Source organism: Paraburkholderia sp. BR14320, assembly GCF_040948665.1.
Taxonomy (GTDB): Bacteria; Pseudomonadota; Gammaproteobacteria; order Burkholderiales; family Burkholderiaceae; genus Paraburkholderia; species Paraburkholderia youngii.
On sequence record NZ_JBFPKG010000009.1, the window covers coordinates 74,519 to 101,266 of the forward strand.

Consider the following 26,748-nt stretch of genomic DNA (forward strand, 5'->3'; position numbering starts at 1 on the left):
CGGTTCCATAGCTTTCCAAAGGAGCCGCCCACATGTCCGCCCCGCTGCAGATTCGCGCCGTCACCCGTGACGATTTCGATGCATGGCTGCCGCTGTGGAACGCCTACAACGCGTTTTATGGCCGCTCGGGCGAGACCGCGTTGCCGCGCGAGATCACGCAGATCACGTGGAATCGCTTTTTCGATGGCTACGAGCCGATGCATGCGTTCGTCGCCGAACGCGCCGGCCAATTGCAGGGCATCGTGCATTTTCTGTATCACCGTCATACGACGATGGCGGGACCGATCTGCTATCTGCAGGACCTATACACGCTCGATAGCGAGCGCGGCAAGGGTGTCGGCCGTGCGCTGATCGAGGCCGTCTATGAGCGGGCAAAAGCCGACGGCGCGCAACGCGTCTACTGGCAGACGCACGAGACGAATCACACCGCGATGCAGCTCTACGACAAGGTCGCGGACAAATCCGGCTTCGTGGTTTATCGCAAGACGCTCTAACGCACAGCGCTTCATCCAGGCCCATCGGCTTGCGTCCCGCCTATAGCGCGAAGCATGCGGCAACTCGGCCACGCGGTGCTATGCTTTGATCCGGTCCTAGCGGCGCGGTGTGTCCCAGCCGCGCGCTCGCGCCGCCCAAGCGTAGGAGGCCACGCCATGCCCAACGCGATCCAGATTCAGGTTGCCGACTCGCATCTTTATCCGGGCTGCGCGGTGCGCATCGCCGATCTTCCCGAACCGGCCGGCGCGCCGAACCTCGCCGAGGCGCGCGTCGAGTTCGCGGATGGCTCCGGGGCGCACGCCATTTGTCATCGGCGCGCGCATGACGAACTCGAATTGACCGTCGACCGTTACGCGACGCAAAAGCGTCATCCGATCGACGCACGGCACTGGCTACTATTGGCTGTCGATGCCACGCATCACAGCTGGCGCGTGAAGCGTCGGCTGCCGTAAAGCCGCGAGGCCTGCCGGCCTCGGCGGTTCCATAACCGGTGTCGCGCGCGCCGCCTGCAGCGGCGCCGAAGCGACCGTCACGTCTCCTTCGGAACTCACCGATGACCGACCACGATCCTCACCTGCCGCCGAAACTGGACAACCCCGATTCAATCGACAACACCAACGACGCCCCCGACGATCCCGAACGCCGGCGCGTCCTGACCGGTCTCGCGGCAGTCGGGCTCGGCCTCGCGCTGCCCGGCTGCAAAACGGGCGAGGAACTCGCGGGCAACGGCCCGCCGCGCAGCGCCGCCGACTTGCGGCTCGACGCTGCGCTGCACGATCAGGTGAAGAACATCGTGGTGATTTTCGCGGAGAACCGCAGCTTCGCGAACCTGTACGGCAACTACCCGGGTGTCCAGCATCCGCTCGACGCGGTCACCGCCGAGCAGTACGTCCAGCTCGACCGCGATGGCAAGACGCCGTTGCCGCGGCTGCCTGCGATTTGGGGCGGGCTCGTGCCGCAGGCGCAGGAAGTCGACGGCAAGCGCTACATGATCGGCGAAAAAGATCTCGATCATCTGCGCAACCGGCCGTTCCAGATCGTCGATGCTCACGGCGCACCGTTGCCGACCGGCGTGATCACCCGCGATCTGATCCATCGCTTCTATCAGAATCAGATGCAGATCAACGCGGGGCGCAACAACCAGTTCGCCGCGTGGGGCGATTCGGGCGGCCTCGTGATGGGGCACTACCGCAATTCCGCCGACTCACTGCGTCTCTGGAATCTGGCGCAGCAGTACACGCTGTGCGACAACTTCTTCATGGCCGCTTTCGGCGGCTCGTGGCTGAACCACATCTTCCTGATCTCGGCGCAAGCGCCGTACTACCCGGACATCCACAACAGCCCGGCCAGGAAGATGGTGTCGGTCGTGGAAGGCGACGATCCGACCGGCACCCGTTTGAAGCTCGCGCCCAATTCACCTGCGTCGGCGCTCGACGGTCCGCCAAAGTTCGTCAATGACGGCGCTTTCACCGCCGACGGCTATGCAGTCAACACGATGGCGCCGCCGTATCAGCCGAGCAGCGTGCGTCCGGCCGAAGGCGGCGACCCGGCCTTGGCTGATCCGTCCGACCCGCGCGTTATGCCGCCGCAGAACTACGCAACCATCGGCGACCGGCTGACGGCCAAGGGCATCGACTGGGCGTGGTACAGCGGCGCATGGCAATTCGCGCTCGATCATCGCGATACGGGATCGATGCCCGACTTTCAGTATCACCATCAGCCGTTTAACTACTTCGCCAATTACGCGCCGGGCACGGCCGCGCGCCGCCGCTATCTGCGCGACGGCGGGATGGGCAACGACGCGTCGACCAATCGCCTGATCGCCGAAATCGACGCGGGACGTTTGCCGACCGTCACGTTCTACAAACCGCAGGGCGACCTGAACATGCACGCGGGCTATGCCGACGTCGCCTCGGGCGACCGTCACATCGCGACGCTGATCGAGCATATTCAGCGTGGCCCGCAATGGCAGAACACGGTCGTGATCGTCACCGTCGACGAGAACGGCGGTTGGTGGGACCACGTCGCGCCACCGGTCGGCGATCGCTGGGGGCCGGGTTCGCGCGTTCCCGCGCTGGTGATCTCGCCGCTCGCGAAGAAGGGTTACGTCGATCACACGGTGTACGACACGAACTCAATCCTGCGTTTCATTAGTCGTGTGCATGGACTCGCTCCGCTCGATGGCGTGGTCGCGCGCGACAAGGCATTCGCCAGCAACGGACTCGCGCCGCTCGGCGATCTGACCGCTTCGCTCGATCTCGCTTGAACGCCTGTCGGCTGCGTTGATTTGCCGCGGCTCGCGATGTGCATGTGGTCGTTACAGCATGCATATCGCGTCCGCCGCGCCGCGGTGAGCATGCACCGTTCCTTCCCCACGGTTTGGAGAATTATTTTTCCATTCGCAAATCATGCCTTTGTCTTGCATAAAGCGCCGCGCCGCCTAGACTGATAAAGCCCTTCGCAATTTATGAACGGAACTGCTATGCGACTGACCATCCTGATCAACGGTTCCGATCCCACCGTAAGCCATGATTACGCTGTGCTCTGGCTCGATACCGATGAACATCGGTGGTCGAGAGAAGCGCATCAAGGGATCGACTTGCCCCCTTGGGGTGAGCTGCGCGACGAGAACGGCGTGACCACGCTGTGCGCACCGAGCGCCGACGCGCCGCTCTGTACGTTGCGCGGTCTGCACGTCGATCGCAAGGAACGAGTGAGCGCCGCACAGGGCGCCGCAGCATGGACCGCGCTGCGAACCCGCAAGGCGACTAGCGGCTTCTGGCGTTTGCAGGCGGTGGATCGTCAAAAAACTCGCGCTGAAAACAGCGTGTTCGGTAATTAATCTCTGGCGCGCTTCGCCGCGCTTCTCTTTTCCGGTCGAAACTTCCGGCTCGTTGCGCGAGCACTGCTCGAACTCGTAAATCTGTTCGTGCGCAAACGAACATAACGTACCGCCATATCGCGAGCCTTAAGACCTTCTTAAGCTTGCGTGAGTAGAGTCGGAAGTCCACGCATTCGGGTCGCTGCAAAGCGGCCCACTTTTTTGTGCGGCGCACGCCGCCTCTTCTGTTTCCCATCCCCTTTCTTTGATTCGCATGGTGCGGTCGCTCGATGCGGGCCGCGACGCTATACTTGCGTCCCCTTTCATCGAACCACCGACACATGAAGAAGTGGCTTGCCTGTCTGTTCCTCGCCGTCGCCGCTCATGCGGGCGCGGCGCCCCCCTGCACCAGTTTCACGCCGAATGCGCAATGGCCCGTCCTCACCAACCAGAAGATGGCGCCCAAAACGCGCATGCTTTGTTATAGCGATTTCGCGGTGCTGCATTCGGGTATCACGCACGGTCCGCTGTGGTCGGCCGAACATCTGACACGCGAGCACATCGAAGAAGCGAAGGACATGGTGCGTACCAACAAGTTCTTCGAAGACGCGCGTCTGCCCGAAGGCGAAGGCGCGACACTCGCCGACTACAAACGCAGCGGCTTCGATCGCGGTCATATGAGTCCGGCGGGCAATCGCTGGAACAATGAGGCGATGGCGCAATCGTTCTCGCTCGCGAACATCGTGCCGCAAGACCGTCAGAACAACCAACGATTGTGGGCGCGCATCGAAACCGCAGTGCGTAAGATCGCACTCGCCTACGACGACACGTACGTCGTCACCGGACCGCTATTCACCGGTCAGCAATTGCAGACGATCGGACCGACCCGCGTGTTCGTGCCGACCCAGTTGTACAAGGTCGTCTATGTGCCGTCGCGTCAACTGGCATTCGCAGTCGTGGTTGATAATGTAGCGACCAACCGCTACGACATGCGCACGATTCACGAACTCGAAGCGATGTCGGGCATCCGCTTTCCGGGCATTCCGGATAACCTGAAAGACCAGCGGCCAGGAGGACTAAAAGGTGTTTAAGCCCTACTCGAACGATGACGATGTGCTCAACATTCAGGGCGATGCGCTCACGCTCAGCAACGGCACGACGCGTGTCGTGCTGAACGGCACGCTCGAATTGACGCGCGATCAACGCGGATTGAAGGCGGCGCTCGTACTGAAGGAAGCGCTCGATGCGATCGTCGCGAGTCTGGAGGCGCAGAAGGATCTGCCGGCGAAGGTGCAGGACGAGCCAGATGCCAAGCCGGGTGTCGTGCAGAATCCGTTTGAATAACTGGACCGTCGACGTTGCATTTGCGCAACCTCGCAACTCGCAAGTTTTACTGATGTCGGTCACGCAAACCTTTGCGTGACCACGCGTTTTCCAATCTCGCGCCAATCGGGCGGAGCGCCTCCGCTCTGTCACATAAAGTACATAGAGAAACCTTAGCGTGCGAGGTTTCTTCATACATCGACTGGCGTCGCCATGCATCCAGCGTTCTCGAGGTTTCGCCGTTCTTCCGCACAGGGGAATCCGCGCACAGCCGGAGACTTGTGCCAGGAAGTTCCATCCGTAGACGTTGAAGATCCCAACTCCGTGGTCATGGAGATCTTCTCGGCGCGCCGCGACATGCAGAGTCTCGCTGTCATCAATCACCAGCGTCCCATCGGCCTGATCAATCGCGATATCTTCATGTCGCAGATGAGCAAGCCGTTCCATCGCGAGCTTTACGACAAGAAGAGTTGCATCGCGTTCATGGACAAGGACCCGCTCATCGTCGATGCCGGCGTGAGCATCGAGGCACTGACGTTCAGGACCGTCGAGGCCGGAGAAAAAGCACTGGTCGATGGTTTCATCGTGACGCGCGACGGACTCTTCTCAGGTCTCGGCAGCGGTTTGCAGCTGATCAGCGCGGTCGCTGAAATGCAGGCGGAGAAGAACCGCCAGATCATGCAGAGTATCGAGTACGCCAGCGTGATCCAGCGCGCCATGTTGCGCGCTTCCAGCGAGACGCTGTCGATGAAGCTGCGCGACGCGGCGATGGTCTGGGAACCTCGCGACGTGGTCGGCGGCGACTTCTATCATTTCGCGGCCTTTCCGAACGGCTGGTTCGGCGCCGTTGCCGATTGCACCGGACATGGCGTGCCCGGCGCCTTCATGACCTTGCTTGCTTCGGCGTCATTGTCGAAGGCGCTCGAACAGATCGGTCCGCGCGACCCCGCCGCGCTGCTGGCTGCCGTCAATCGCAACGTCAAGGCCTTGCTGGGGCAAGTGAACGGTGCCGACGAAGGAACCCAATCCAACGACGGCCTGGACACGGCACTCTTCTGGTTCGATGCCACCGAGAGCGTGCTGCATTTTGCTGGCGCGAGGATCGCGCTGCACATCCTGTCACCCGATGCCGGGGCGTTCGAAACGATCAGCGCCGACCGCATGGGTGTCGGCTACGTGGACAGTCGCGCCGACTATGCGTGGAGCTTGCGCTCGGTTCCGGTGACGGCGGGCAGCCTGCTGTTCGTCTATACCGACGGCCTCGCCGATCAGATCGGCGGCCCGCGCAACATTTCTTTCGGCCGGCGCCGTGCGCTCGACCTGATCCTCGATAACCGCGCCGAAACCCCAGCGACGATTTGCGAGCGCGTCCGGCTCGCGCTCGCGGAGTGGCAAGGCAATCAACCGCGCCGTGACGACGTCACGCTTTTCTGTGCCCGCATTTAGTGAATTCCCAGAATGTCTCAACTACTAGAACAAGACAGCGCTTTTTTCGAACTCGCGCAGCGGCGCAACGTGCTCTTCTATCACAAGGGCTACTTCTCCCATAACATCGTCGCGTCGATGGGCGAAGTCGTGAAACTGCAACTCGAAGTCGCCGGCGTCAGCGGTCCTACCCGCCGCAAACTTTTCTCGTCTTTTATCGAGCTGGCACAGAACATCGTTCATTACTCGTCGAACGCGCTGGAGCCCGGCGGCGAACGGGCAGGCGCGATACGCGAGGGCGCGGTGTGCATCTCCAGGCACGGCGAGCATCATGTGATGCTTTGCGTCAATCCCATCGCGACCGCCGAGGTCGAGGGCCTGCGCAACCGGTTGGAGCCTCTGCGCAACATGTCGCTCGAAGAAATCAAGCAGGCGTACAGGGTGACATTGCGTGCCGACGCTCCGAAGGACAGCAAGGGCGCCGGCCTCGGCTTCCTGACGATGGCGCGCGACGCGAGCGCGCCCCTCGAATTCGCTTTTCATCCGCGTGCCGACGAACCCGGCACCACGCTGTTTTGCCTCATGGCCATCATCTGAGCAGGAAGGCACAAGAACAATGGAAAACCTACACATCCCCGCGACGACGACGTCGCCCGAAGTCGACTTTCGCTTCGACCAACACGCGTTGTCGATCAAGGGTGAGTCCTACCCGGAAAACGCAGCCGCTTTTTACGCGCCGATCATCGACCAGATGCGTAAGTACCTCGCCGCGAACACCGGGGCCGAAATCACCATCGACGTCGCGCTAACGTACTTCAACAGCTCGAGCACCAAGATGCTGTTCAGCATCTTCGACGCGCTCGATCAGGCGGCGGAATCGGGAAGCCGCGTGTCGATGAACTGGTATCGCGACGAGGAAGACGAGACCATCGCCGAATTCGGCGAAGAACTGAAGGCCGATTTCCGCTCGATCGAGTTCACCGATCGTCCCATCGCGCAGCAGGGAAAATAAGGTGCGTTCGACCTCTTCCCGTGACGTGTCCTCGGGCGGCGCACCCGATCTGTTCCAGAACGAGAGCACGGCGCTGGCAAAGGCCCGCGCAATGCATTCGATCATCGATGCGGATGCCGCGGAATATCGCCAGTCGCTGGGCGAACTGATCGAGCACTTCCAGCGCCTGATGCGCGAAACACGGCGCCTGATCGGCCGCAGCGACCGGGCCGAACGCGAGATGCAGGTGCTGGCCCAGCAGTTGGCGTATCGCGCCTCGCACGACGCGTTGACGGGCGTACTGAACCGCAGCGCCGTAATCGAGCGGACCACCAAGGTTTTGCGCACCAGCAGCGCGGTGATGATCATCCTCGACATCGACGAATTCAAGCGGATCAACGACGACTACGGCCACCCCACTGGAGACGCGGTCATTTCGGGGGTCGTAGACTGTCTGCGCGGAATCGTCGGGGAACAAGGCTTCATCGGGCGAGTGGGCGGTGAGGAGTTCACCGTGCTGCTGCCCGGTCATGAACCGGCCAGTGGCGCCATTCTTGCCGAGCGCATGCGGGAAGCCATCGGTGACTCACTGGTCGTTCCACCGGTCGAGCGCCGCATCACGGCCAGCTTTGGCGTCAGCATCAACGCAGTCGGAACCTGTTTCGACACCGCATACGGTCTCGCGGATGCGGCTCTGTACCGCGCCAAGCGAAGCGGACGCAACCGCGTGGAATTTGCTGATCAATAGGCGGATAAGCAGAGCCCTAGCGCGCCATTACCGGGGTAGATCCCCAGCGCCCTAAGGCAAGTCATGCAGCCACCTGAACATTCACTATCCGGGCGGGCCGGTTTTCGCCCGCGCTGGGTTGACGCAAAGGAAGCGCCTTGGGACAGGAAGCAACGCGCAAAGCCGGTACTGTCATCGCCGTGCTTGCCATCCTCGCTGTCATTGCGACGAGTACCTTCCTCGCAATCCGCCAGAGCAGCGAGCAGGACAGTTCGCTTCGGACGATCCAGGCTTCCGGGCGGCTGCGCCACGACCTCGACCAGGTTCAGCATGCCATGCTCGATGAGCATGCGACGCTCTACACCTCGATAGCCACGGTGCCGCTCTACAACCGCGCGGCCTATACCTTTCCGATGCTGGAACTGCTCGCGTTGACGCGCGACGCGCGCGAGAGCTGCAGCGAGAATCAGGAATGCGTATCGCGGCTGTCGGACCTGGACGACATGATCGGCAGACTCAGCGAGCTGAGCTTCGGTCTCGCGCGCACGATCGCGGAGCATCCCGGCAGCGTGGCAGTGGGCGACCCCAGACTCGAGGAAATCGACGCGTATTTCTATAGCGTCCTCGAACGGGTAGTCGACGTACGACTCGCGGCCGATGCCAAGGTCGCTTCAGTCGTCAGCAAATCCTCGCTCGACGGGAAGTGGTTTACGCGCGTGCTGTTGGGCTGCGGCGTCGCTTCGGCCTTGCTGCTGCTTTCGCTGATTCACTGGAACGGCCGCATCGGAGCGCATCTGCGCCGCTCGCTCAAAAGCCTCGAACATCAAGCCAGATACGATGCCCTGACCGAGCTGCCGAACCGGGTGCTGCTCGGCGAACACCTTTCGGAGTCGCTGGTGCGCGCGCAAGCGACTGGCCAGAACGTTTCCGTCCTTTTTCTCGATCTCGACCGTTTCAAGGACGTCAACGATTCGCTCGGACACCGCGTTGGCGATTTGCTGCTGCAAGCCGTGGCGCGAAGGCTTCAGCGCCTGCTGCGCGCGACGGATTTCGTCGCGCGCTACGGGGGCGATGAATTCGTCATCGTCGCGGAACGGGCCGACGCGACGCAACTCACCGAAATGCTGGAGACGCTGATTCACGAGATGAGCGAGCCGTATAGCATCGGCGAGCACGAGCTTTATCTCGAAGCAAGCATCGGCGTCAGTACGTTTCCACAAGACGGCGCGCAGCCTGAACTGCTCACGCGCAATGCCGATGCCGCGTTGTACGTGGCGAAATCGCGCGGGCGAAACGGCTATCAATTCTACGAACCGGAGCTGAGCCGGGCGGCCGCCGAGAAGTTGCGGCTCACGACGCGACTGCGGCGCGCGGCGAAAGCCAATGAGTTGTATCTCGCGTATCAGCCGCAGATCGATATGAAAACCGGATGCATCGTCGGTGCCGAGGCGCTGTTGCGCTGGCACGATGACGAACTCGGTGAGGTGTCGCCGGCCGTCTTCATTCCGCTTGCCGAAGAAACCGGTCTGATTCAGAGCATCGGCACATGGGTATTGCGGCAGGCGTGCCTGCAGGCGAGCGCGTGGGTACGCTCGGGGCTTCCGCCCGTGCGCATCTCGGTCAATGTTTCGCCACTTCAACTCGAACGGGCGGACCTTCCCGGCGTAGTGCGCTCGGCACTCGAGGAGGCCAACTGGCCCGCCGAACTGCTGGAACTCGAAGTCACCGAGGGCACGCTGATGCGCAACGCCGAAGAAGCGCAGCGGGCTTTTCGCGAGCTGCGCGAACTCGGTGTGTCCATCGCCATCGACGACTTCGGCACCGGCTATTCGAGCCTCAGCTATCTGAAACGCTTTAGCGTCGATCGCATCAAGATCGATCGCGCCTTCGTTTGCGAGATCGGCAGAGACAAGGAGCTCGAAGCGCTATCGCTTGCGATCATCGCGATTGCTGAAACGCTGAGCTTCGATGTGATCGCTGAAGGGGTCGAGCTCGAGGTCCAGCGCGAGTTTCTGGTCCGCCACGGATGCACGGTGGCCCAGGGTTTCCTGTTTAGCCGAGCGGTCTCGCCGGAAGCTTTAGCGCAATTGCTCGGCAAATCCCCGGTCGCGTCTTCATTGAGCGTGGCGACTTTCCGTGGATTCACTTTCTGAGCCGCAACATGTATCCGCGCTGACGCACTACTTACGTTTTGTCACCAGCGCAGCGTCAACTCCTGTATTCCGCCCTACGTTAAACCGGCAGCGCTGAAATGATTCAGCCGCGACAAACGAATCCACCGATTCAACCAGGAGTCACATCATGAAGACGCTTTTCGCCGCTGTTGCTTCCGCACTGCTCGTGTCGACCGCATTTGCTCAAACGGCCGCACCGTCCGCCGCACAACCCGCACAACCCGCGCAAGCCACGCAGCTGCCGACTGCCGGCCACGCGAATCTGAAAGCAAGCACCGCGGTACAAGCCGGCGCGACGGACGACAGCGCGACCGCAGCGAAAGCGCCCGCCGAAGCCGCCGCGCAAAAGCACGTGAAAAAGACTTCCGCCCATACGAAGAAGGTCCACAAGTCCACGAGCAAGCATGCCGTCGAAACGAGCGCCGCGAAGACTAAAACGGAGAGTGCGAAAGAGGCCAGCACTGCCCCGGCGAAAGCCGACGGCGCACAAGCCGACACGACCAAAACGCAATAACACGTGATCGGTTTCGGCGCTGACCGGCCATGCAGGTGCTGTTCAAATAGAAGCTGATCGAAGCCGGACCGTGCCGTTCAGGGAGGGCGAGTCTTGTGACTCGCCTTTTTTTATTCCGCGCGCGATGCCGTGTCGTATCTTTTTGTCGACAGACGCGCGAATTTTTGCACCGTCTTTACTCGCGGGCGATTACTCTCGAATTGTTCCAATTCACCCTCGCGTTACACGAACGCCGCATCACATGGCTCTCACGCAATCGCTCGACACGCTCTCTGCGCAACCTGCCAGCAAGCAGGTTCAACCCAGCAACGTCATTCCTTTTCCGTCGGCGCGTTCGCTTCTGCTCGTGACGCTGCCGCAGCCTCACTTGCGCGCACTGCTTCATTCGCCGCTCGGCGTCTATGTCATCAACACGGAGCCGGTGCGCGGAGAAGTCCGCGTGCAACTCGACATCGCTCGCGAAGATCTCGACTTCACGCTGCACATGCTGCTCACCTCGTTGCCCGCCGCGACGATCGGCCCATTGAAACGTCGCGCCGGTCACCCGAGTGCGCGTTAAACGCGCTCGACGAGCACAGTACGAACCATGGACAGCATCAGGGGGCGATAGTCGCTGATCGTCGGCTACCCTATGGTTTGAAAATCCGCTCCGCGCGATTATGCTGACGTTGACACAGGAGCGGCATTCATGAGAACGCTGACGCAGCAACTGACGCAATACGCGGCCTACCATCGCGACCGGCGCAATATCGCCACGCACTTCGTCGGCATTCCGACGATCGTGCTCGCGCTCGCGGTGTTGCTGAGCCGCCCGTCGTTCGGTGCCGGGATGTTCCCGGTCACGATGTCGCCAGCGCGGCTGTTGTTCGTCGCGGCGACCGTCTATTACCTCGCGCTCGACGTGCCGCTCGGCGTGCTGATGGCGTGCATCTCGGCGCTCTGCCTGAGGTTCGGCGAGTGGTTGGCCGCCCAAACGACGCTCGTGTGGCTCGCGACCGGCATTGGACTCTTCGTGATCGGCTGGTTGTTCCAATTCGTCGGTCACGTCGCGTACGAACATCGCAAGCCGGCCTTCGTCGACGACGTGATCGGCCTGTTGATCGGCCCGCTATTCGTGCTCGCCGAAGCGCTGTTCGGGGTCGGCTGGCGTCCCGAACTGCGCGACGCGATAGAGGCGCAGGTAGGCCCGACTCGCATCAATCCACAGCGGACCGAAGCGCATCGCTGAGCGCGCGTCGCCGTTCAGCTCGACGCAAACCGAACGAAGCGCACGCTGTGCAGTGCGGTCAGCGCAACGGCGATCCAGATCGGCACATAGGTCGCGAGTTGCGCGACGCTCAGCGTTTCGCGCAGCAGCGTGATCGATACGAACACGAGCAGCACCGGCTCGACGTAGCCGAGGATGCCGAACAACGCGACCGGCAACAGGCGGCTCGCCTTCAGATACGAAGCGAGCGCGAGCGTGCTCAACGCGCCGAGGCCCGGCAACAGCAGAAACCACATTTCCGCGCGTCCGGCGATCGCTTGCAGCGAACCGCCGACGAGAATGGACACGATCGCCACCGGCAGCAGCAAGGTCATTTCGACGGTGAACATCGCGAGCGAATCCTGATTGATCTGGCGGCGCAGCATGAAATAAGGCGGATAGCCGAGCGCGACGACGAGTGTCGGCCACGAAAACGCGCCGGTCACCCACAGCTCGTGCGCGACGCCAACCGCAGCGCAGGCGACCGCGAGCCACTGCAACGCGTCGAGCCGCTCGTGATAGTGGAAGCGCCCGACCAGCACCATCACGAGCGGCAGCAGGAAATAACCGAGCGACACTTCGAGCATGCGCCCATGCAGCGGCGCCCACAGAAACAGCCATAGCTGCACGCCGAGCAAGCCCGCGGCCACGCTCATCGCGATCCCGAGCTTCGGCTGCTTCATCATTCGGACAACGAGCGCGCGCAGAATCGGCAGACGCTTGCGCACCGCGACGAGCAGGACCGCGCCGGGCACGGTCCATACGATGCGCCACGCGAAGATGTCGAGGCCCGAAAGCGGTTTCAGCAGCGTCGCGTAAGCGGAGAGCAATGCGAACATCGCCGACGCCCCGACCGACAATGCGATCCCGCGCCTGAAGTCGTTGGGGTTCATTGCGCGGTCCGGAATCGGTGTGACGCTTGGCGTTGTGGCGCGCGACGCAGGCTCGCGGCGTTCGTTGTCGTCATGAATATGATGTCTCGTGAGCAGGCGGGCATGGGTGCAAAGCGGCCGACCCTGCATTGTTGTTCTGAAGCGGCGCTGCAAAAAAGTCAGAAAACGGGCATTCTAGACGGGTTGGTCGCCGACGGGCCTGCGCTTTTTCGTCAATCGGCTGCAATTAGTCGTGCGCATTGCCCGTCAATGCACTAGAACATAACTTCATGTGCGCGGCCGGCGAACTCATTTCCGGTTCGTCATCGTCGTGCGCGAATCTTGCTACCAGGTTTTGCACGCTGTGGCCCCGTCGCCCGCGACAACGACAGCCACAGTGGCACGAAACGAGCAGCACCCACGAGCCGGGTCGGCGAATGCAACTCCGAGCGTAGTCTCGGAGCCCGTCACCAACCGACGTCCGCGCATCTCGCCCACGGCACGCGTCAACCGCTTTTCATCGCGCATGCCACCACCCGGCAGCAATCCCGCTCATCGAATGTGACTACTGGAGCCAGCATGACCCAGCCAGCCCTATCGCTTAGCAACTCGCCTTCCGAACTGCGCCGCGCCTTCGCCGCCGACGTATACGCCGGCCTCACCCACACGCCGCAAAAAGAGCTGCCGTCGAAGTATCTGTACGACGAAGTCGGCTCCGCACTTTTTGAAGTGATTACCGTATTGCCCGAATACGGCGTCACGCGCGCCGAAGAACGGCTGCTGACGAAGCACGCGGCCGATATCGTCGAGCATTTGCCGCATGACGTGACGGTCGCCGAACTCGGCAGCGGCAGCGGGCGCAAAACGCGGCGCATTCTCGAGGCGCTGTGTAAAAAGCGCCCCACTTCTTACTGCCCGATTGAAATATCGCGCAGTGCTTTGCAGTTGTGCCGGCGCGAACTCGGCGACATCGAGCGGATTTCGATCGTCGGTTATGAGCGTGACTATCTGGCCGGTCTCGCCGAGGTGAGCCGGCAGCGCGCACCCGGCGACCGCTTGCTCGTGCTGTTTCTCGGCAGCACGATCGGCAACTTCGGCCGGCTCGCGGCAACGCGTTTTCTGCGAGACATCCGCAACATGCTCGCGCCCGGCGACGCGCTGCTGCTCGGCACCGATCTGATCAAACCGACCCCCGTGCTGATCGCCGCGTACGACGACGCGGTCGGCGTGACCGCGTCGTTCAATCTGAACCTGCTCGCGCGCATCAACCGCGAACTCGACGGCGACTTTCCGCTCGATGAGTTCGAGCACGTGGCGCGCTTCAATCCGGACGCGCGCAGCATCGAGATGCATCTGCGCGCAAAGCGCGATATCACCGCTCACGTGCGCGCCGCAAAGCTGACGGTGTCGCTGAAGGAAGGTGAGACGATCTGGACCGAAAGCAGCCACAAGTATCGCGCGGAAGAATTGCCCGCGATTGCCGATGACGCCGGCTTCGTGTGCAGCCATCAATGGATCGAGGATGAGTGGGGATTCGCGGAGAGTTTGCTGTTGGCGCGCTAAGCGCTGACCTCGCGGCGAATCACCGCCGATAAAGGCCATCAACGAAAAAGCGGCGCGCCCTCCTCTGGACGGCGCGCCGCTTTTTTTTAACCCCCGTAGCTCGAACTCAATGCTGCTCGAAGCGCTCGTACCGCTTGTCGGTCGCGCGCTCCTCGCCGCTCACCTCGGTCACACGCGCCGCCGGCAGTCCGTGACGCAGCCACGACAGCATCCGGTCGATCTGATTGGCCGGTCCCTGCAACATCGCCTCGACCGAACCGTCGTCGAGATTCGCGACCCATCCCTTGATGCCGAGGGCGTGCGCCTGGCGCACCGTCGCGAGGCGAAAGCCAACGCCCTGCACGGTGCCGCGCACCCGCGCGTAATACGTTTCGATCCGCTCATCCAGATCCGGGGCCATGCCGCTACCTCCTTTTAATGCCTGACAGTCTTTCAAGCCGGCATTCTAGTCGTGTCCCGGCGAGCGTGCTCGACAACACCCATCCATCGCGCGCGCCACGTACAATCCGTCGACCGTCACGCAGGAAATGGAAACAGAATGACCGAACAGAATCGCGATCTCGTGCTCGTGACCGGCGCGTCCGGCTTCGTCGGCTCGTCGGTGGCGCGCATCGCGCAAAGCAAGGGCTTTCGTGTACGCGTGCTGGTGCGCGCGACGAGTCCGCGCAAGAACGTCGAATCGCTCGATGCGGAAATCGTCGTCGGCGACATGCGCGACGAAGCATCGATGCGCAACGCGCTGCGCGGCGTGCGCTATCTGCTGCACGTGGCCGCCGATTATCGGCTGTGGGCACCGGACCCCGGCGAGATCGAACGCGCGAACCTCGAAGGCACCGAGGCGACGATGCGCGCGGCGTTGAAGGAAGGCGTCGAGCGCATCGTATACACGAGCAGCGTTGCGACTCTGAAGGTGACGAGCTCCGGCCAGTCCGCCGACGAAACCTCGCCGCTGCGCGCCGATCAGGCGATCGGCGTCTACAAGCGCAGCAAGGTGCTCGCCGAGCGCGCTGTCGAGCGCATGATCGCCGAGGACGGTCTGCCCGCGGTGATCGTCAATCCGTCGACGCCGATCGGCCCGCGCGACGTAAAGCCGACGCCGACCGGCCGCATCATTCTGGAGGCGGCGCTCGGCAAGATTCCCGCATTCGTCGATACCGGGCTGAACCTCGTGCACGTCGACGATGTCGCCGCCGGCCACTTCCTTGCGCTCGAACGCGGGAAGATCGGCGAGCGCTATATTCTCGGCGGCGAAAATTTGCCGCTGCAGCAGATGTTGGCCGACATCGCGGCGTTGACCGGTCGCAAGGCACCGACACTGAGCCTGCCGCGCTGGCCTTTGTATCCGCTCGCGATGGGCGCGGAAGCGGTCGCCAAGTTCACGAAGCGCGAACCGTTCGTCACCGTCGACGGACTGAAGATGTCGAAGAACAAGATGTATTTCACGTCGGCGAAGGCGGAACGTGAACTGGGGTATCGCGCGCGGCCATATCGCGAGGGTCTCGCCGATGCGCTCGAATGGTTCCGGCAGGCGGGGTATCTGAAGCGGTAAGCGACAGCCGCAAGCAATTTGTTACAAGTCCCGCGCCGGCGACGGGTCCAAGCCCGCGCGCAGCAGGTAAAATCGCGGGTCCTACCTGAGAAACCTCGCATGAATCTTCACGAACAGCTCGGCGCGCTGGAAATGGGCGTCGATCAGCTCATTCAGGCTGTCGTGGCCACGCAGGCCGAGAACACTCCCCAGACAAACGCTGACGCGGCGGCATCGCCCGCGGCGGCGGAGCACGCCGCGCACGACATAGCGGCGGAAGCGGCAGCGGAACAGCCCGCGAGCCCCGCAGCAACCGCCGCAGCGATCGATAAGCCGGCCGCCCCGCAATTGCAGCCGACGCTCGAGATCAACCGCCCCGCCCGTGACGAAATCACGATGACGATCGGCAACCAGACCGTCGCGCTGCGCCCCGAGCAGATCAGCCGGCTGATCGAGGAACTGTCGAACGCGCGCGCGTCGATGACGCCGGAGCAGCCGCAGGGCATCCCGCCGGGCTGGCAATTCGTGTCGACGAAGAATCCGATGATGGCCGTGCAGAAGCAGTCGAGCGGCGACCGTTTGCTCGTGATGCGCCACACCGGCCACGGCTGGGTGCCGTTCACGTTCTCGCCGGACGTCGTGATCCAGATGTACATGATGCTGACGAACGCGTGACGAGAAGCGCGTGACGAAAAAAAAAGCGGCCAGGAGCCGCTTTTTTTTCGTCTGCATTCTGCCGGCAGCATCATTGGCCATCGCCAAACGAATTCACCTCTCCTGCACCGGCGCCTGCACGCGCGCCTTCCACTGTCCACCCTTGCCACGCCAGTAACGCACCGCAGATGCGAACGTTGCGCCGACATAGAACAGTGCCACGAGCGGCAGAAACGGCGCCCACAGTGGCGCGCGCCGGTAATAGACGAGCATCGGCGCATACGCGCAGCACATCGCGGCCCACGCGATCCAGGCCGGCCAGCCGAGCGGCCCGAGAATCAACGCCGCGACCGGCGGCAACAGATAGATGATCGCCATTCCGACGAGCGTGCCCGCGAGCAGCAGCGGCGAGTAGCGCAACTGCGTGAACGCGGTACGGGCGATCATGTTCCAGATGTCGCGCCAGCTATCGTACGGACGCAGCGACACGCTCTTCGCCGCCACGTCGAGCCGGATCGGATGACGCCCGCTGCCGCGATGCTTGATGCGCGCCGCGAGACTGCAATCGTCGATCAGCTCGGCGCGGATCGACTCGATGCCGCCCGCCTCCTCGAGCGCCGCGCGGCGCACCAGCATGCAGCCGCCCGCCGCGGCCGCGGTACGGTTGCGCGGATTGTTGACCCACGCGAACGGATACAGCTTCGCGAAGAAGAACACGAAGGCCGGAATCAGCGCCTTTTCCCAGAACGAATCGCAGCGTAGCCTGACCATCAGCGAGACGAGGTCGCGCTTTTCGGCATCCGCGCGCGCGACGAGCTGCGTCAACGCGTCGGCGGGATGGCCGATGTCGGCATCGGTCAACAGCAGGAACTCGGCTGGCAAATCGAGCGTGCGCACCGCCTCGATGCCCTGCGACTGCGCCCACACCTTGCCGGACCAGCCCGGCGGCAACGGCTTCGCGCCCAGCACGGTGAGGCGCTCCGGACATTGCAGCTGCAGCGCGGCGGCCCGCGCGGCGTCGGCGGTGCCGTCGGTGCTGTGATCGTCGACGACGATCACGTGGAACGCGCCCGGATAGTCCTGCTTGAGCAGCGACGTCACCGCCTCGGCGATCACGTCGACTTCATTGCGCGCCGGTACGACAGCCGCGACGGCCGGCCATGCTTCGCGCGCCGCGATGGTCAGCGGCGCGGCGGGACGCGCACGCCAGAAGCCGCCGCGCGCGAACAGCAGCACGCACCAGATCAGCAGGGAAACACACGAAAGAATGAACAGGACCGCCGCCATTAAGCATTTCCCTCGATTGAGCGCGCCGCCATGCCGACGCGCCTGGATAGTTGCATTGTCAGGGTGCGTACCGCCACCACGCACCAGTCGAACAGATTGAGCACCGGGCGCTTGCGGAACACATCGTAGTCCGCGCGTTCGATGCGCTCGAGATACCGCAGTCCGGCATGCACCGCGCCGCTCAGCTCGATGCCGAGCCGCCCCGGCGTGCGCAGCGCGAGCGGCGCGCCGCTGATCAGCGTGGCACGCACGAACGCGATTTCGTGTGCCATCAGCGCGCGCCACGCGTCATCGACGACCCCCTCGGCAATCTGCGCCTCGGTCACGCCGAAGCGCAGCAGATCGGCTTGCGGCAGGTATACGTGCTGTCGTTGCCAATCCGCAGCGACGTCGAGCCAGAAGCTGATCAGCTGCGAGGCCGTGCAGATCGCGTCGGCGTCGGCGAGGTTGTCCGGCGTCGCCGCGCCGACCAGATGCAGCAGCAGATGCCCGACCGGATGCGCCGAACGGCGGCAATAGTCGACGAGCGCGGCGCGATCCGCATAGCGATTCGTATCGATGTCCTGTGCGCAGCCGTCGAGCAGATCGTAGAACGGTTCGAGCGGCAGCTCGTATTGCGCGATCACGCCAGCCAGCTTGCCGAACAGCAGCGCATGCACGGGCGCTGCGCGCCGTTGCGCGATCGCGTCGAGCCCGGCGCGGAAATCGGCCAGACGGGCGTGCCGCTCGGCAGCGTTCCACTGACCTTCGGCGGAGATATCGGCCGCGGTGCGCACGACCTGATAGATAATACCGACAGGCGCGCGTAGCGCCTTCGGCAGCAACACGCTCGCGATCGGAAAGTTTTCGTGTTGATCGACGTCCATCCAGCGAGCCTCGAAACCATTCTGTAATACAGCGCGATGTCCGCGCAGCAAGGATCGGTAGTTTAAGGGTTCCGCCGTGACGGTGCAGTGGGCGGTCATGGCCGGGCGCGTTACGAGGCGATCTGGCGCTGGCTCCTTACATCGTGGTAACGCTCGTAGCCCCGGTCCTCCGCAAGGCCCGGCAGATGCGGCAAGCGCCCAACACACGGGCCGCACCAGAAAGCAAAGCGGCCCCGATAGCGTTAGAATGCGCGTTTGGTTTTGCTGTACCGGCCGGTCGCCGGGGCTCAAGACGTCAACTAATCAAGATGAGCGCGGCGATAAAGTCAGTTTCACGACTTCTTCGAAACCCGCGTTAGTCGGAGTTCGCCAACTTATGCGAGTCATCCTTGCCCAGCCGCGCGGCTTTTGTGCGGGCGTTGTCCGCGCGATCGAAATCGTCGATCGTGCGTTACAGCAACACGGCGCTCCCGTGTATGTCCGTCACGAGATTGTCCATAACCGTCATGTGGTCGACAATCTGCGCCAGAAGGGCGCGCGTTTCGTCGAGGAGCTCGATGAAGTGCCGCAAGGTGCCGTCGCGATATTCAGCGCGCATGGGGTTGCGCAAACCGTCGAACGCGATGCCGAAGCGCGCGGCCTCGACGTGCTCGATGCCACCTGCCCGCTCGTGACCAAGGTGCATGTGCAGGGTCGCCAGTACGTGGCCGCCGGCCGCACGCTGATCCTGATCGGCCACGCCGGCCATCCCGAAGTGGAAGGCACGATCGGCCAGATTCCCGGCACGGTGCTGCTGGTGCAGAGCGAGGCAGAGGTCGCGAAGCTCCAGTTGCCGGTCGATGCGCCGCTCGCCTACGTGACGCAAACCACGCTGTCGGTCGACGACACGCGCGGCATCATCGACGCGCTGCTGCGCCGCTTTAGCGACATCGTCGGTCCCGACACGCGCGACATCTGCTATGCAACGCAGAACCGCCAGGCTGCAGTGCGCGAGCTGAGCAAACAGGTCGACGTGCTGCTGGTGGTCGGCGCAACCAACAGCTCGAACTCGAACCGGTTGCGCGAAATCGGCAGTGAGAGTGGCGTGGCGAGCTACCTCGTCGCCGACGGCTCCGAAGTGAAGCCGGAATGGTTCGCTAACGTGCACACGGTCGGCATCACGGCCGGCGCGTCGGCACCCGAAGAAATGGTCGAAAACGTAATCGATGCGCTGCGCGCATTGGGGCCCGTCGATGTCACGACGATGGCGGGCCGTGAAGAAAAAGTCGAATTCAAGTTGCCATCGAAACTGATGCAACCACTCGCTGCACGCGAAGTTTAAGGAGGACGCCTTGTCTATTCCGCTGCTACAGAAAGTCCGCGTCGGCGCATACATCATGCGCCAGCATCTCTCCGGCAACAAACGCTATCCGCTCGCCCTGATGCTGGAGCCGCTGTTCCGCTGCAATCTCGCCTGCAATGGCTGCGGCAAGATCGACTATCCGGATCCGATCCTGAACCAGCGTCTGTCGCTCGAAGAATGCCTTCAGGCAGTCGACGAATGCGGCGCGCCGGTCGTGTCGATCGCCGGTGGCGAGCCGCTGCTGCACAAGGAAATGCCGCAGATCGTCAAGGGCATCATGGCGCGCAAGAAGTTCGTATACCTGTGCACGAACGCGCTGCTGATGGAAAAGAAGATGGACGACTACGAGCCGAATCCGTACTTCGTGTGGTCGGTTCACCTCGACGGCGACAAGGAAGCGCACGATCACTCGGTGTCGCAGGAAGGCGTCTACGAGAAGGCCGTCGCCGCAATTCGCGAAGCGAAGCGCCGCGGCTTCCGCGTGAACATCAACTGCACGCTGTTCAACGACGCGCAGCCGGAACGTGTGGCGAAGTTCTTCGACACGCTTGGCCCGATGGGCGTCGACGGTATCACGGTGTCGCCGGGTTATGCGTATGAGCGCGCGCCGGATCAGCAGCACTTCCTGAACCGCGACAAGACCAAGCAGCTGTTCCGCGAAATCTTCAAGCGCGGCAACAACGGCAAGAACTGGTCGTTCAGCCAGTCGGCGATGTTCCTCGACTTCCTCGCGGGCAACCAGACCTACGAATGCACGCCGTGGGGCAACCCGGCGCGTACCGTGTTCGGCTGGCAAAAGCCTTGCTACCTGGTCGGCGAAGGCTACGTGAAGACCTTCAAGGAACTGATGGAAACCACGGACTGGGACAAGTACGGCACCGGCAACTACGAGAAGTGCGCCGACTGTATGGTCCACTGTGGTTTCGAAGCCACGGCCGTGATGGACACGGTTGCGCATCCGCTGAAGGCGCTGAAGGTCAGCATGCGCGGTCCTAAGACCACGGGCGCGTTCGCGCAGGACATCCCGCTCGACAAGCAGCGTCCCGCCGAGTACGTGTTCTCGCGTCACGTCGAGATCAAGCTCGAAGAAATCACGCGCGCCGGCAAGGGCAAGAAGGTGGAGACCGCGACGGCGACGCACTAACGCGTTCCACAGGAGGCGGCCGGGCGCCGCCTATGAAGGATGAAAAAAGCGCAGTGGCCAATCAAGGCCACCGCGCTTTTCTTTTAGCGACTAACGCTTCTGTCGACCGACCCGCTTACGCGCCGCGCGCATTATGCTCGGTCAGGAATTTGATCAGCCCGTCGATGCCGCCTTTGGCGATCTGATCGGCGAACTGCGTCTGATACACCTGGATGAGCCACGCGCCCATCATGTTGATGTCGTAGATCTTCCAGCCCGACGGGCCCTTGGTGAGCCGGTAGTCGATCGCATCGTCGCCGCCGGTGCTGATTACGTGCGATTGCACGACGATGTCGGTCGCGCCGGCGGGCGCGCTGACCGGTGCAAACTGGAACTTCACTTCCTGGTCGCGCAATTGCGATAGCGATGCGGCGTAGGTACGCGTGAGCAGCAGCGTAAACTGCTCGTACAGTTGCTTCTGCTGTTCCGGCGTCGCGGTCGCCCACGGCTTGCCGACCGCGATACGCGTGGTGCGCTGGAAGTCGGTGGCGGGCAGGAAGTGCGTCTGGACGACCTGGGTGATCTTCGCCATGTCGCCGCCGCGCGCCTGCGGGTCAGCCTTCATTGCAGTCACCGTGCCCTGGACTGCACTTTTTACCACCGCGTCGGGTGCGCTCTGCGCAAACGCCGCCGTGGATACCACGGCCGCAGCCACAAAAGCAGTCAGATATCGTTTCATACGCTTGTCATGACTCGAAAGAAGTAGCGCCGGCGGGCCGCAGCCCCGCGGCTAAAGAGGGTAGACCAGTATAGCGGGGATTACGTTCCCATCCTGGCGAAGCTGTCAGGAGTCGTACTTGCTACCGAAGTCGGGCTTGCTTGCCCGGGCTCTGTATACTTATGCACCTTCGTCAAAAACAACACCCGTGATAAGGCCACGTCCGCCTACATGCTGAAGCCATACATCGTCCGTCTCGTCGCGTACTCGGTGCGTCATCCGCTCAGGATCATCGCGCTGTCGATCGTGCTCGCTGTCCTGAGCGGCATATACGTCGCGCATAACTTCAGGATCAACACGGACATCAGCCGTCTCGTCGAGACCGACAAGCAATGGGCGGCAGCCCAGAATGCGATCGACTCAGCCTTCCCCGACCGCGGCGGCACCATGCTGGTGGTGGTCGAGGCGCGCGCGCCCGAATTCGCCGACGCCGCGGCCAACGCTCTGACCGCCGCGCTCAGAGCCGATCCCAAAGAGTTCACGTCGGTCTCGCAACCCTCCGGGGGCCCGTTCTTCGAACACAACGGCCTGCTGTTTCCGTCCACCGACGAGGTGATGTCCACCACCTCGCAACTCGTACAGTCGCGCCCGCTCGTCAATCAGCTTGCGCATGATCCGAGCCTGACCGGTCTCGCCGGCACGCTGACCACGAGCTTGCTGCTGCCGCTGCAACTGGGCCAGGTCAAACTCTCCGACATGAGCCGGCTGCTTGCGCAAAGCGCGAACACGCTCGATCGCGTGCTGGCCGGCCAGCCCGCCGCGTTTTCATGGCGCGCGCTCGTCGATAAGAGCGCCGCCACCGATCCGGCGCGTTCGTTCGTGGTCGTGCAGCCGGTCGTCAACTACGACGCGCTGGAGCCGGGTGCAAGCGCATCGAGGGCAATTCGCGCGACCGCGGTGTCGCTGCATCTTCAGGAGCGCTACGGCGCGACGATCCGCCTGACCGGCGAACAGCCGCTCGCAGACGAGGAGTTCGCGTCGGTGCAGGACGGCGCCGTGCTGAACGGCATCGGCACTTTCATCGTCGTGCTGATCATTCTGTGGCTCGCGCTGCGCTCGGGCCGCATGATCGCGGCCGTGTTCATCACGCTGTTCGTCGGCCTCGCGATCACGGCCGCGCTCGGCCTGTTGATGGTCGGCGCGCTGAACATGATTTCGGTCGCGTTCATGGTGCTGTTCGTCGGGCTCGGCGTCGATTTCGGCGTGCAGTTCGGCGTCAAGTATCGCGAGGAGCGCAACCGCGACGACCGGCTATCGGCCGCGCTGATGCACACCGCGCACAGCATCGGCGTGCCGCTCACGCTCGCGGCCGTGGCAGTGGCGCTAAGCTTCTTCTCGTTCCTGCCGACCGCGTATCGCGGCGTGTCGGAGCTTGGGCAGATCGCGGGCGTCGGCATGTTCGTCGCGTACTTCACCAACATGACGCTGCTGCCGGCGCTGCTGAAGATCTTCAATCCGCCGGGGGAAGTCGCATCGCCGGGTTTCAAGCAGCTCGAACCCGTCGACGACTTCCTCGATCGCAATCGCAAGCCGGTGCTGATCGGCACGCTGATCGTCGTGATCGGCGCGACGCCGCTGCTCGCGCACCTGCGTTTCGACTTCAATCCGCTGCATCTGAAGGACCCGCATACGGAGTCGATGGCGACATTGCTGTCTTTGAAGGATTCACCTGAAGCCGCGGTCAACAACGTGCAGGCGCTGGCGCCGTCGCTTGCCGACGCCGACGCGATGGCCGAGCGGCTGCGCAAGCTGCCGGAAGTGGGCCGCGTCAACACGCTGAGCACCTTCGTGCCGGCCGAGCAGCAGCAGAAGATGATGCTGATCGCACGCGCCGCGCAGCAACTGCTGCCGGCGCTGCAACAGCAGCCTGCGCCGCAAGCCACCGACGCGGTGCGCGTCGCCGCCTTGAAGCGCGCGGCCAATCAGTTGTCGCTCGCCGCCGAGGACCACCCGGGCCCGGGCGCGGCGGAGGCACAGCATCTGTCGACGACCTTGCAAAAGCTCGCGGCCGCCGACGCCGCCACGCGCGACCGCGCCGAAGTCGCGATGTCCGACACGCTGCGCATCGCGTTGAAGCAGCTGGAGAACCTTCTGCAGCCGACCGAAATTACTCAGGAGACGCTGCCGCCAGGCATCACCGCGATGTGGATCGGCAAGGGCGGCCACTCGCTCGTCGATATCGCGCCGAAGGTGCCGCCCGGCGTCGACCCGAACGACGACCAGATGCTCGCCCGCTTCGCGCGCGCGGTGAAGCAGGCCGAGCCGGGCGCGATCGGCGGACCGATCTCGATCATCCATTCGGCCAACACGATCATCAAGGCGTTCCTGCAGGCGGCCGTCTATGCGCTGCTGTCCATCGCCGTGCTGCTGTGGATCGCGTTGCGCCGGATCGGCGACGTGCTGCGCACGCTGGTGCCGCTGCTGGTCTCCGCGTTGGTCACGCTCGAGCTGTGTGTGGTGTTCGGGATGCCGCTGAACTTCGCGAACATCATCGCGCTGCCGCTGATGCTCGGCGTCGGTGTCGCGTTCAAGATCTACTTCGTGATGGCGTGGCGCCACGGCCAGACCGGCCTGTTGCAGTCGAGCCTCACGCATGCGGTGCTGTTCAGCGCCGCCACAACGGCCACCGCGTTTGGTAGCCTGTGGCTGTCGCACCATCCGGGCACGTCCAGCATGGGGAGGCTGCTCGCGCTTTCGTTGTTCTGCACGCTGATCGGCGCGGTGGTTTTCCAGCCGGTGCTGATGGGCAAGCCGCGTCAACGTCGCGGGAAGCAAAAAGGAATATAAGCATGAAGCTGCGTAACACCGCGCTGGCGCTCACCGCCGCGGGTCTCATTTCGGGCTGCGCGACCGCCCCGGATCGCAAGCCGGGCGATCCGTTCGAGCCAGTGAACCGGGCGATCTTCACTTTCAACGACGGAGTCGATCGCTATATCGCGGTGCCGGTCGCGAAGGGCTATCAGAAGGTGACGCCGCAGCCGCTGCGCACCGCCGTCAGCAATTTCTTCTCGAACCTCGGCGATCTCACCAACGCCGCGAACGCGCTGCTGCAACTGAAGATCACCGACGCGACCGAAGACATCATGCGGTTCGCGTTCAACTCGGTGTTTGGTATCGGCGGCCTGCTCGACTGGGCAACGCCGGCCGGCCTGCCCAAGCATCATCAGGACTTCGGTCTGACGCTCGGGCATTGGGGCATTCCGTCGGGTCCGTATCTGGTGCTGCCGCTGTTCGGGCCGAGCACGGTGCGCGACAGCATGGGGCTCGTCGTCGATGTGAAGTTCAATCCGCTGAACTATGTCGAACCGGCGACCCGCAATCCGCTGTACGTGCTGCAGTTCGTCAGCACGCGGTCGGATCTGCTCGGCGCGACCAGCCTTTTGGAGCAGGCTGCACTCGACAAATACTCGTTCGTGCGTGATGCCTATGTGCAGCAGCGCCTCGCGCGTCTGCGCGGCACGGGCAATAACCCGGCGCCGCTGCCGGAGTACGACGATCACGGCGATACCGGTCCCGCTGCTGCCCCCGCAGCAGGCGCGCCGGCGGGCGGCGTGCCGAATTACTCCGATCCGGGCGATGTGGGCGAGACGCCGAATGGGGCCTCAGGAGAGGGTGGCGCGGCCAAGGGCGCGCCGGGCGCGCTGCCGAACTACAACGATCCGGGTGAGTCCGCGCCGGCGCCCAATGGGGCTTCCGGCGGCGCGACCAAAGCGCCTGGCGCGGATCTGCCGAACTACGCCGATCCGGGGGACAGTGGCGCGGGTGCAATGCCGGCTGCGCCTGCGGCGCCGGCGTCGTCTCCGCAGTAATACGCGCTCCAAAGCACAGCGGGGCGCCCTCGATGGGCGCCCCGCGTGGAAGTCAACCGTCGCCCGACCAACCCGCGGGCCTTACTACAGCCCGCTCAGTGCAGGCTCTCGACCTCGCTGCGCGCCGCGACCCGATCTTCCTCCACCGTCGCGACTGATGCCGGTTGCGGCACCGGCTTGGAGTTCGCGCGATAGTGAGCGAACTGCTCGTCCGCGTAACGGATACGCGTGCGGCCGTGCGGCGCCGGGTCGCCGTTTTCGTCGAGATTGACGAACACCATTTTCTCGACCGTCAGAATGCTCTTGCGAGTGATCTTGTTGCGCACTTCGCAGCGCAGCGTGATCGACGTGCGGCCGAAATGCGTCGCGGTCATGCCCAGTTCGATGATGTCGCCCTGGCGCGCCGAGCTGACGAAGTTGATCTCTGACATGAACTTCGTCACCACACGCTGGTTGTCCAGCTGAGAGATCGCGTAGATCGCGGCTTCTTCGTCGATCCAGCGCAGCAGGCTGCCGCCGAACAACGTCCCGTTGGGATTCAGGTCTTCGGGCTTGACCCATTTTCTTGTGTGGAAATTCATTTGGTACTCCGTGTCTGAGGCTCCCGGGTAGGCGCGTCATGCGCCAGAACCTAGGGGTTAACGCTAGCATTGTACCAAAGATAAGGGTTTTCCCTAGTATATCAACGATTGCATAATTAATCGTGCCGATAGTCGGCGGTTCTCTTAAAGGACTGGCGATGGTTGCGACCGACGGAAAAAGCCCGCTCGAGAGCGAGCGGGCAGGTCAGGGATGTACTGCCTAGTCCATCGGGTCATACCGGTGGAATCCTTGGTAGCCGGTTGTGTCCTCTACCTTGGTTATCCGCCAGTGTCCGTTTTCCATTGCGACGAACACGAGGAGATTCTGCTTTTCGGCTAAGCCGAACGTCACTGGAATTACCCCGGTCCCGCCGAGCGCGATTGCCGGGTGCAAAGTCATCGTTTTGAGCCATATCTGTGGATCAAGGTCTTGCGCCCGCGTGAAGTAGTCCGCGCCGCCTGGCAAGCGTTTGTGACGATAGTCAATCCCGCAGATTATCGACCGTTGGTTTTGCCACATAGTTGTAAATGTGGTTATCCGTCAATTGATAAACGCTGCCCTCCTGTTGAAAATACCGTGTGTAAAACGCCTTTACAACAGTTTCTGGTGTATCCGGAGTCGCTGGGCT

At 63.0% G+C, this 26,748-nt stretch carries 28 protein-coding genes; 21 read left to right on the forward strand and 7 right to left on the reverse strand.

Annotation, left to right across the window (positions count from 1 at the left end):
• Nucleotides 1-32: 32 nt before the first annotated feature.
• The 14 genes from AB3X89_RS11760 to AB3X89_RS11825 all read left to right on the forward strand — a co-directional run bounded on the left by AB3X89_RS11760 (nt 33) and on the right by AB3X89_RS11825 (nt 11,698).
• Nucleotides 33-494 carry an N-acetyltransferase family protein gene (locus tag AB3X89_RS11760; protein WP_368583421.1) on the forward strand — a complete coding sequence of 154 codons (462 nt, stop codon included), beginning with the start codon at nt 33-35 and terminating at the stop codon, nt 492-494.
• 156 nt (nt 495-650) lie between these two features.
• Complete coding sequence (locus AB3X89_RS11765) at nt 651-947, forward strand: hypothetical protein (RefSeq protein ID WP_368583422.1); 297 nt, start codon at nt 651-653, stop codon at nt 945-947.
• Between the two features lie 101 nt (nt 948-1,048).
• A complete protein-coding gene (locus tag AB3X89_RS11770) occupies nt 1,049-2,761 on the forward strand; it encodes an acid phosphatase (RefSeq protein ID WP_368583423.1) in 1,713 nt (570 codons plus the stop codon).
• Between the two features lie 216 nt (nt 2,762-2,977).
• Complete coding sequence (locus AB3X89_RS11775) at nt 2,978-3,337, forward strand: DUF3564 domain-containing protein (protein ID WP_013092796.1); 360 nt, start codon at nt 2,978-2,980, stop codon at nt 3,335-3,337.
• Nucleotides 3,338-3,657: 320 nt separating this feature from the next.
• Entirely contained in the window at nt 3,658-4,407 is a 750-nt protein-coding gene (locus AB3X89_RS11780; protein ID WP_368583424.1) for a DNA/RNA non-specific endonuclease, read from the forward strand.
• The gene (locus AB3X89_RS11785) at nt 4,400-4,660 is read left to right on the forward strand and encodes a hypothetical protein (RefSeq protein ID WP_368583425.1); all 261 of its coding nucleotides are present in this window, start codon (nt 4,400-4,402) and stop codon (nt 4,658-4,660) included. Before AB3X89_RS11780 ends, AB3X89_RS11785 begins: the two co-directional genes overlap by 8 nt.
• A 309-nt stretch (nt 4,661-4,969) precedes the next feature.
• Entirely contained in the window at nt 4,970-6,085 is a 1,116-nt protein-coding gene (locus AB3X89_RS11790) for a SpoIIE family protein phosphatase (protein WP_368583426.1), read from the forward strand.
• Nucleotides 6,086-6,097: 12 nt separating this feature from the next.
• The gene (locus AB3X89_RS11795) at nt 6,098-6,661 is read left to right on the forward strand and encodes a SiaB family protein kinase (RefSeq protein WP_368583427.1); all 564 of its coding nucleotides are present in this window, start codon (nt 6,098-6,100) and stop codon (nt 6,659-6,661) included.
• A gap of 19 nt (nt 6,662-6,680) precedes the next feature.
• Nucleotides 6,681-7,076, forward strand: coding sequence for a DUF1987 domain-containing protein (locus AB3X89_RS11800; RefSeq protein ID WP_368583428.1), 396 nt, complete (start codon nt 6,681-6,683; stop codon nt 7,074-7,076).
• A 1-nt stretch (nt 7,077) separates the two neighbouring features.
• Entirely contained in the window at nt 7,078-7,803 is a 726-nt protein-coding gene (locus tag AB3X89_RS11805) for a GGDEF domain-containing protein (RefSeq protein ID WP_368583429.1), read from the forward strand.
• A 137-nt stretch (nt 7,804-7,940) separates the two neighbouring features.
• Nucleotides 7,941-9,935, forward strand: coding sequence for a putative bifunctional diguanylate cyclase/phosphodiesterase (locus AB3X89_RS11810; RefSeq protein ID WP_368583430.1), 1,995 nt, complete (start codon nt 7,941-7,943; stop codon nt 9,933-9,935).
• Nucleotides 9,936-10,083: 148 nt separating this feature from the next.
• A complete protein-coding gene (locus AB3X89_RS11815; RefSeq protein ID WP_368583431.1) occupies nt 10,084-10,470 on the forward strand; it encodes a hypothetical protein in 387 nt (128 codons plus the stop codon).
• 241 nt (nt 10,471-10,711) lie between these two features.
• Nucleotides 10,712-11,029: a hypothetical protein gene (locus tag AB3X89_RS11820; RefSeq protein ID WP_368583432.1), complete on the forward strand. Its 318-nt coding sequence runs from the start codon at nt 10,712-10,714 to the stop codon at nt 11,027-11,029.
• A 129-nt stretch (nt 11,030-11,158) separates the two neighbouring features.
• Nucleotides 11,159-11,698 carry a DUF962 domain-containing protein gene (locus AB3X89_RS11825; protein WP_368583433.1) on the forward strand — a complete coding sequence of 180 codons (540 nt, stop codon included), beginning with the start codon at nt 11,159-11,161 and terminating at the stop codon, nt 11,696-11,698.
• Between the two features lie 14 nt (nt 11,699-11,712).
• Here the strand turns inward: AB3X89_RS11825 and rarD are convergent, their stop codons facing one another.
• On the reverse strand, nt 11,713-12,609 hold the full coding sequence (gene rarD, locus AB3X89_RS11830) for an EamA family transporter RarD (RefSeq protein WP_368583434.1): 897 nt from the start codon (nt 12,607-12,609) through the stop codon (nt 11,713-11,715).
• 558 nt (nt 12,610-13,167) lie between these two features.
• On the opposite strand from rarD, the gene egtD reads away from it, so the two are divergent.
• Entirely contained in the window at nt 13,168-14,151 is a 984-nt protein-coding gene (egtD, locus tag AB3X89_RS11835) for an L-histidine N(alpha)-methyltransferase (protein ID WP_368583435.1), read from the forward strand.
• 106 nt (nt 14,152-14,257) lie between these two features.
• Here the strand turns inward: egtD and AB3X89_RS11840 are convergent, their stop codons facing one another.
• Nucleotides 14,258-14,551 carry an acylphosphatase gene (locus AB3X89_RS11840; protein ID WP_368583436.1) on the reverse strand — a complete coding sequence of 98 codons (294 nt, stop codon included), beginning with the start codon at nt 14,549-14,551 and terminating at the stop codon, nt 14,258-14,260.
• Between the two features lie 138 nt (nt 14,552-14,689).
• Here AB3X89_RS11840 and hpnA point away from each other — a divergent pair, with 138 nt between their 5' ends.
• Nucleotides 14,690-15,700: a hopanoid-associated sugar epimerase gene (gene hpnA / locus AB3X89_RS11845; protein WP_184057734.1), complete on the forward strand. Its 1,011-nt coding sequence runs from the start codon at nt 14,690-14,692 to the stop codon at nt 15,698-15,700.
• A gap of 99 nt (nt 15,701-15,799) precedes the next feature.
• Nucleotides 15,800-16,354: a hypothetical protein gene (locus AB3X89_RS11850; protein ID WP_368583437.1), complete on the forward strand. Its 555-nt coding sequence runs from the start codon at nt 15,800-15,802 to the stop codon at nt 16,352-16,354.
• Between the two features lie 93 nt (nt 16,355-16,447).
• On the opposite strand, the gene AB3X89_RS11855 is transcribed toward AB3X89_RS11850, so the two are convergent.
• Nucleotides 16,448-17,620 (reverse strand): glycosyltransferase, encoded by a 1,173-nt coding sequence (locus tag AB3X89_RS11855; RefSeq protein ID WP_368583438.1) that lies wholly within the window; start codon nt 17,618-17,620, stop codon nt 16,448-16,450.
• Nucleotides 17,620-18,486 carry a squalene synthase HpnC gene (hpnC, locus tag AB3X89_RS11860; protein WP_368583439.1) on the reverse strand — a complete coding sequence of 289 codons (867 nt, stop codon included), beginning with the start codon at nt 18,484-18,486 and terminating at the stop codon, nt 17,620-17,622. Before hpnC ends, AB3X89_RS11855 begins: the two co-directional genes overlap by 1 nt.
• Nucleotides 18,487-18,862: 376 nt before the next feature.
• Between hpnC and ispH the strand changes: the two genes are divergently transcribed.
• Together ispH and hpnH are read left to right on the forward strand one after the other, a co-directional pair.
• Complete coding sequence (gene ispH / locus AB3X89_RS11865; protein ID WP_368583440.1) at nt 18,863-19,807, forward strand: 4-hydroxy-3-methylbut-2-enyl diphosphate reductase; 945 nt, start codon at nt 18,863-18,865, stop codon at nt 19,805-19,807.
• Nucleotides 19,808-19,817: 10 nt separating this feature from the next.
• A complete protein-coding gene (hpnH, locus tag AB3X89_RS11870) occupies nt 19,818-20,972 on the forward strand; it encodes an adenosyl-hopene transferase HpnH (protein ID WP_013092815.1) in 1,155 nt (384 codons plus the stop codon).
• A gap of 115 nt (nt 20,973-21,087) precedes the next feature.
• Here the strand turns inward: hpnH and AB3X89_RS11875 are convergent, their stop codons facing one another.
• Nucleotides 21,088-21,690, reverse strand: coding sequence for a phospholipid-binding protein MlaC (locus AB3X89_RS11875; RefSeq protein ID WP_176120875.1), 603 nt, complete (start codon nt 21,688-21,690; stop codon nt 21,088-21,090).
• A 210-nt stretch (nt 21,691-21,900) separates the two neighbouring features.
• Here AB3X89_RS11875 and AB3X89_RS11880 point away from each other — a divergent pair, with 210 nt between their 5' ends.
• Both AB3X89_RS11880 and AB3X89_RS11885 read left to right on the forward strand, forming a co-directional pair.
• Nucleotides 21,901-24,516 carry an MMPL family transporter gene (locus AB3X89_RS11880; RefSeq protein ID WP_368583441.1) on the forward strand — a complete coding sequence of 872 codons (2,616 nt, stop codon included), beginning with the start codon at nt 21,901-21,903 and terminating at the stop codon, nt 24,514-24,516.
• Nucleotides 24,517-24,518: 2 nt separating this feature from the next.
• On the forward strand, nt 24,519-25,538 hold the full coding sequence (locus AB3X89_RS11885) for a VacJ family lipoprotein (protein ID WP_368583442.1): 1,020 nt from the start codon (nt 24,519-24,521) through the stop codon (nt 25,536-25,538).
• Nucleotides 25,539-25,633: 95 nt separating this feature from the next.
• On the opposite strand, the gene AB3X89_RS11890 is transcribed toward AB3X89_RS11885, so the two are convergent.
• Entirely contained in the window at nt 25,634-26,119 is a 486-nt protein-coding gene (locus tag AB3X89_RS11890; RefSeq protein WP_368583443.1) for an acyl-CoA thioesterase, read from the reverse strand.
• Nucleotides 26,120-26,339: 220 nt separating this feature from the next.
• Nucleotides 26,340-26,639, reverse strand: coding sequence for a DUF3828 domain-containing protein (locus AB3X89_RS11895; RefSeq protein WP_368583444.1), 300 nt, complete (start codon nt 26,637-26,639; stop codon nt 26,340-26,342).
• Nucleotides 26,640-26,748: the final 109 nt, after the last annotated feature.

Excerpts from the sequence above, each read along its gene's own strand:
- egtD (WP_368583435.1), top strand. The coding sequence starts at position 13,168 with ATGACCCAGCCAGCCCTATCGCTTAGCAACTCGCCTTCCGAACTGCGC.
- AB3X89_RS11840 (WP_368583436.1), bottom strand. The coding sequence starts at position 14,551 with ATGGCCCCGGATCTGGATGAGCGGATCGAAACGTATTACGCGCGGGTG.
- ispH (WP_368583440.1), top strand. The coding sequence starts at position 18,863 with ATGCGAGTCATCCTTGCCCAGCCGCGCGGCTTTTGTGCGGGCGTTGTC.
- AB3X89_RS11880 (WP_368583441.1), top strand. The coding sequence starts at position 21,901 with ATGCTGAAGCCATACATCGTCCGTCTCGTCGCGTACTCGGTGCGTCAT.
- AB3X89_RS11820 (WP_368583432.1), top strand. The coding sequence starts at position 10,712 with ATGGCTCTCACGCAATCGCTCGACACGCTCTCTGCGCAACCTGCCAGC.
- hpnA (WP_184057734.1), top strand. The coding sequence starts at position 14,690 with ATGACCGAACAGAATCGCGATCTCGTGCTCGTGACCGGCGCGTCCGGC.
- rarD (WP_368583434.1), bottom strand. The coding sequence starts at position 12,609 with ATGAACCCCAACGACTTCAGGCGCGGGATCGCATTGTCGGTCGGGGCG.
- AB3X89_RS11855 (WP_368583438.1), bottom strand. The coding sequence starts at position 17,620 with ATGGCGGCGGTCCTGTTCATTCTTTCGTGTGTTTCCCTGCTGATCTGG.
- AB3X89_RS11885 (WP_368583442.1), top strand. The coding sequence starts at position 24,519 with ATGAAGCTGCGTAACACCGCGCTGGCGCTCACCGCCGCGGGTCTCATT.
- AB3X89_RS11765 (WP_368583422.1), top strand. The coding sequence starts at position 651 with ATGCCCAACGCGATCCAGATTCAGGTTGCCGACTCGCATCTTTATCCG.
- AB3X89_RS11815 (WP_368583431.1), top strand. The coding sequence starts at position 10,084 with ATGAAGACGCTTTTCGCCGCTGTTGCTTCCGCACTGCTCGTGTCGACC.
- AB3X89_RS11825 (WP_368583433.1), top strand. The coding sequence starts at position 11,159 with ATGAGAACGCTGACGCAGCAACTGACGCAATACGCGGCCTACCATCGC.
- AB3X89_RS11795 (WP_368583427.1), top strand. The coding sequence starts at position 6,098 with ATGTCTCAACTACTAGAACAAGACAGCGCTTTTTTCGAACTCGCGCAG.
- AB3X89_RS11800 (WP_368583428.1), top strand. The coding sequence starts at position 6,681 with ATGGAAAACCTACACATCCCCGCGACGACGACGTCGCCCGAAGTCGAC.
- AB3X89_RS11790 (WP_368583426.1), top strand. The coding sequence starts at position 4,970 with ATGGAGATCTTCTCGGCGCGCCGCGACATGCAGAGTCTCGCTGTCATC.
- AB3X89_RS11775 (WP_013092796.1), top strand. The coding sequence starts at position 2,978 with ATGCGACTGACCATCCTGATCAACGGTTCCGATCCCACCGTAAGCCAT.
- AB3X89_RS11895 (WP_368583444.1), bottom strand. The coding sequence starts at position 26,639 with ATGTGGCAAAACCAACGGTCGATAATCTGCGGGATTGACTATCGTCAC.
- AB3X89_RS11780 (WP_368583424.1), top strand. The coding sequence starts at position 3,658 with ATGAAGAAGTGGCTTGCCTGTCTGTTCCTCGCCGTCGCCGCTCATGCG.
- AB3X89_RS11890 (WP_368583443.1), bottom strand. The coding sequence starts at position 26,119 with ATGAATTTCCACACAAGAAAATGGGTCAAGCCCGAAGACCTGAATCCC.
- AB3X89_RS11875 (WP_176120875.1), bottom strand. The coding sequence starts at position 21,690 with ATGAAACGATATCTGACTGCTTTTGTGGCTGCGGCCGTGGTATCCACG.
- AB3X89_RS11770 (WP_368583423.1), top strand. The coding sequence starts at position 1,049 with ATGACCGACCACGATCCTCACCTGCCGCCGAAACTGGACAACCCCGAT.
- AB3X89_RS11760 (WP_368583421.1), top strand. The coding sequence starts at position 33 with ATGTCCGCCCCGCTGCAGATTCGCGCCGTCACCCGTGACGATTTCGAT.
- hpnC (WP_368583439.1), bottom strand. The coding sequence starts at position 18,486 with ATGGACGTCGATCAACACGAAAACTTTCCGATCGCGAGCGTGTTGCTG.
- AB3X89_RS11850 (WP_368583437.1), top strand. The coding sequence starts at position 15,800 with ATGAATCTTCACGAACAGCTCGGCGCGCTGGAAATGGGCGTCGATCAG.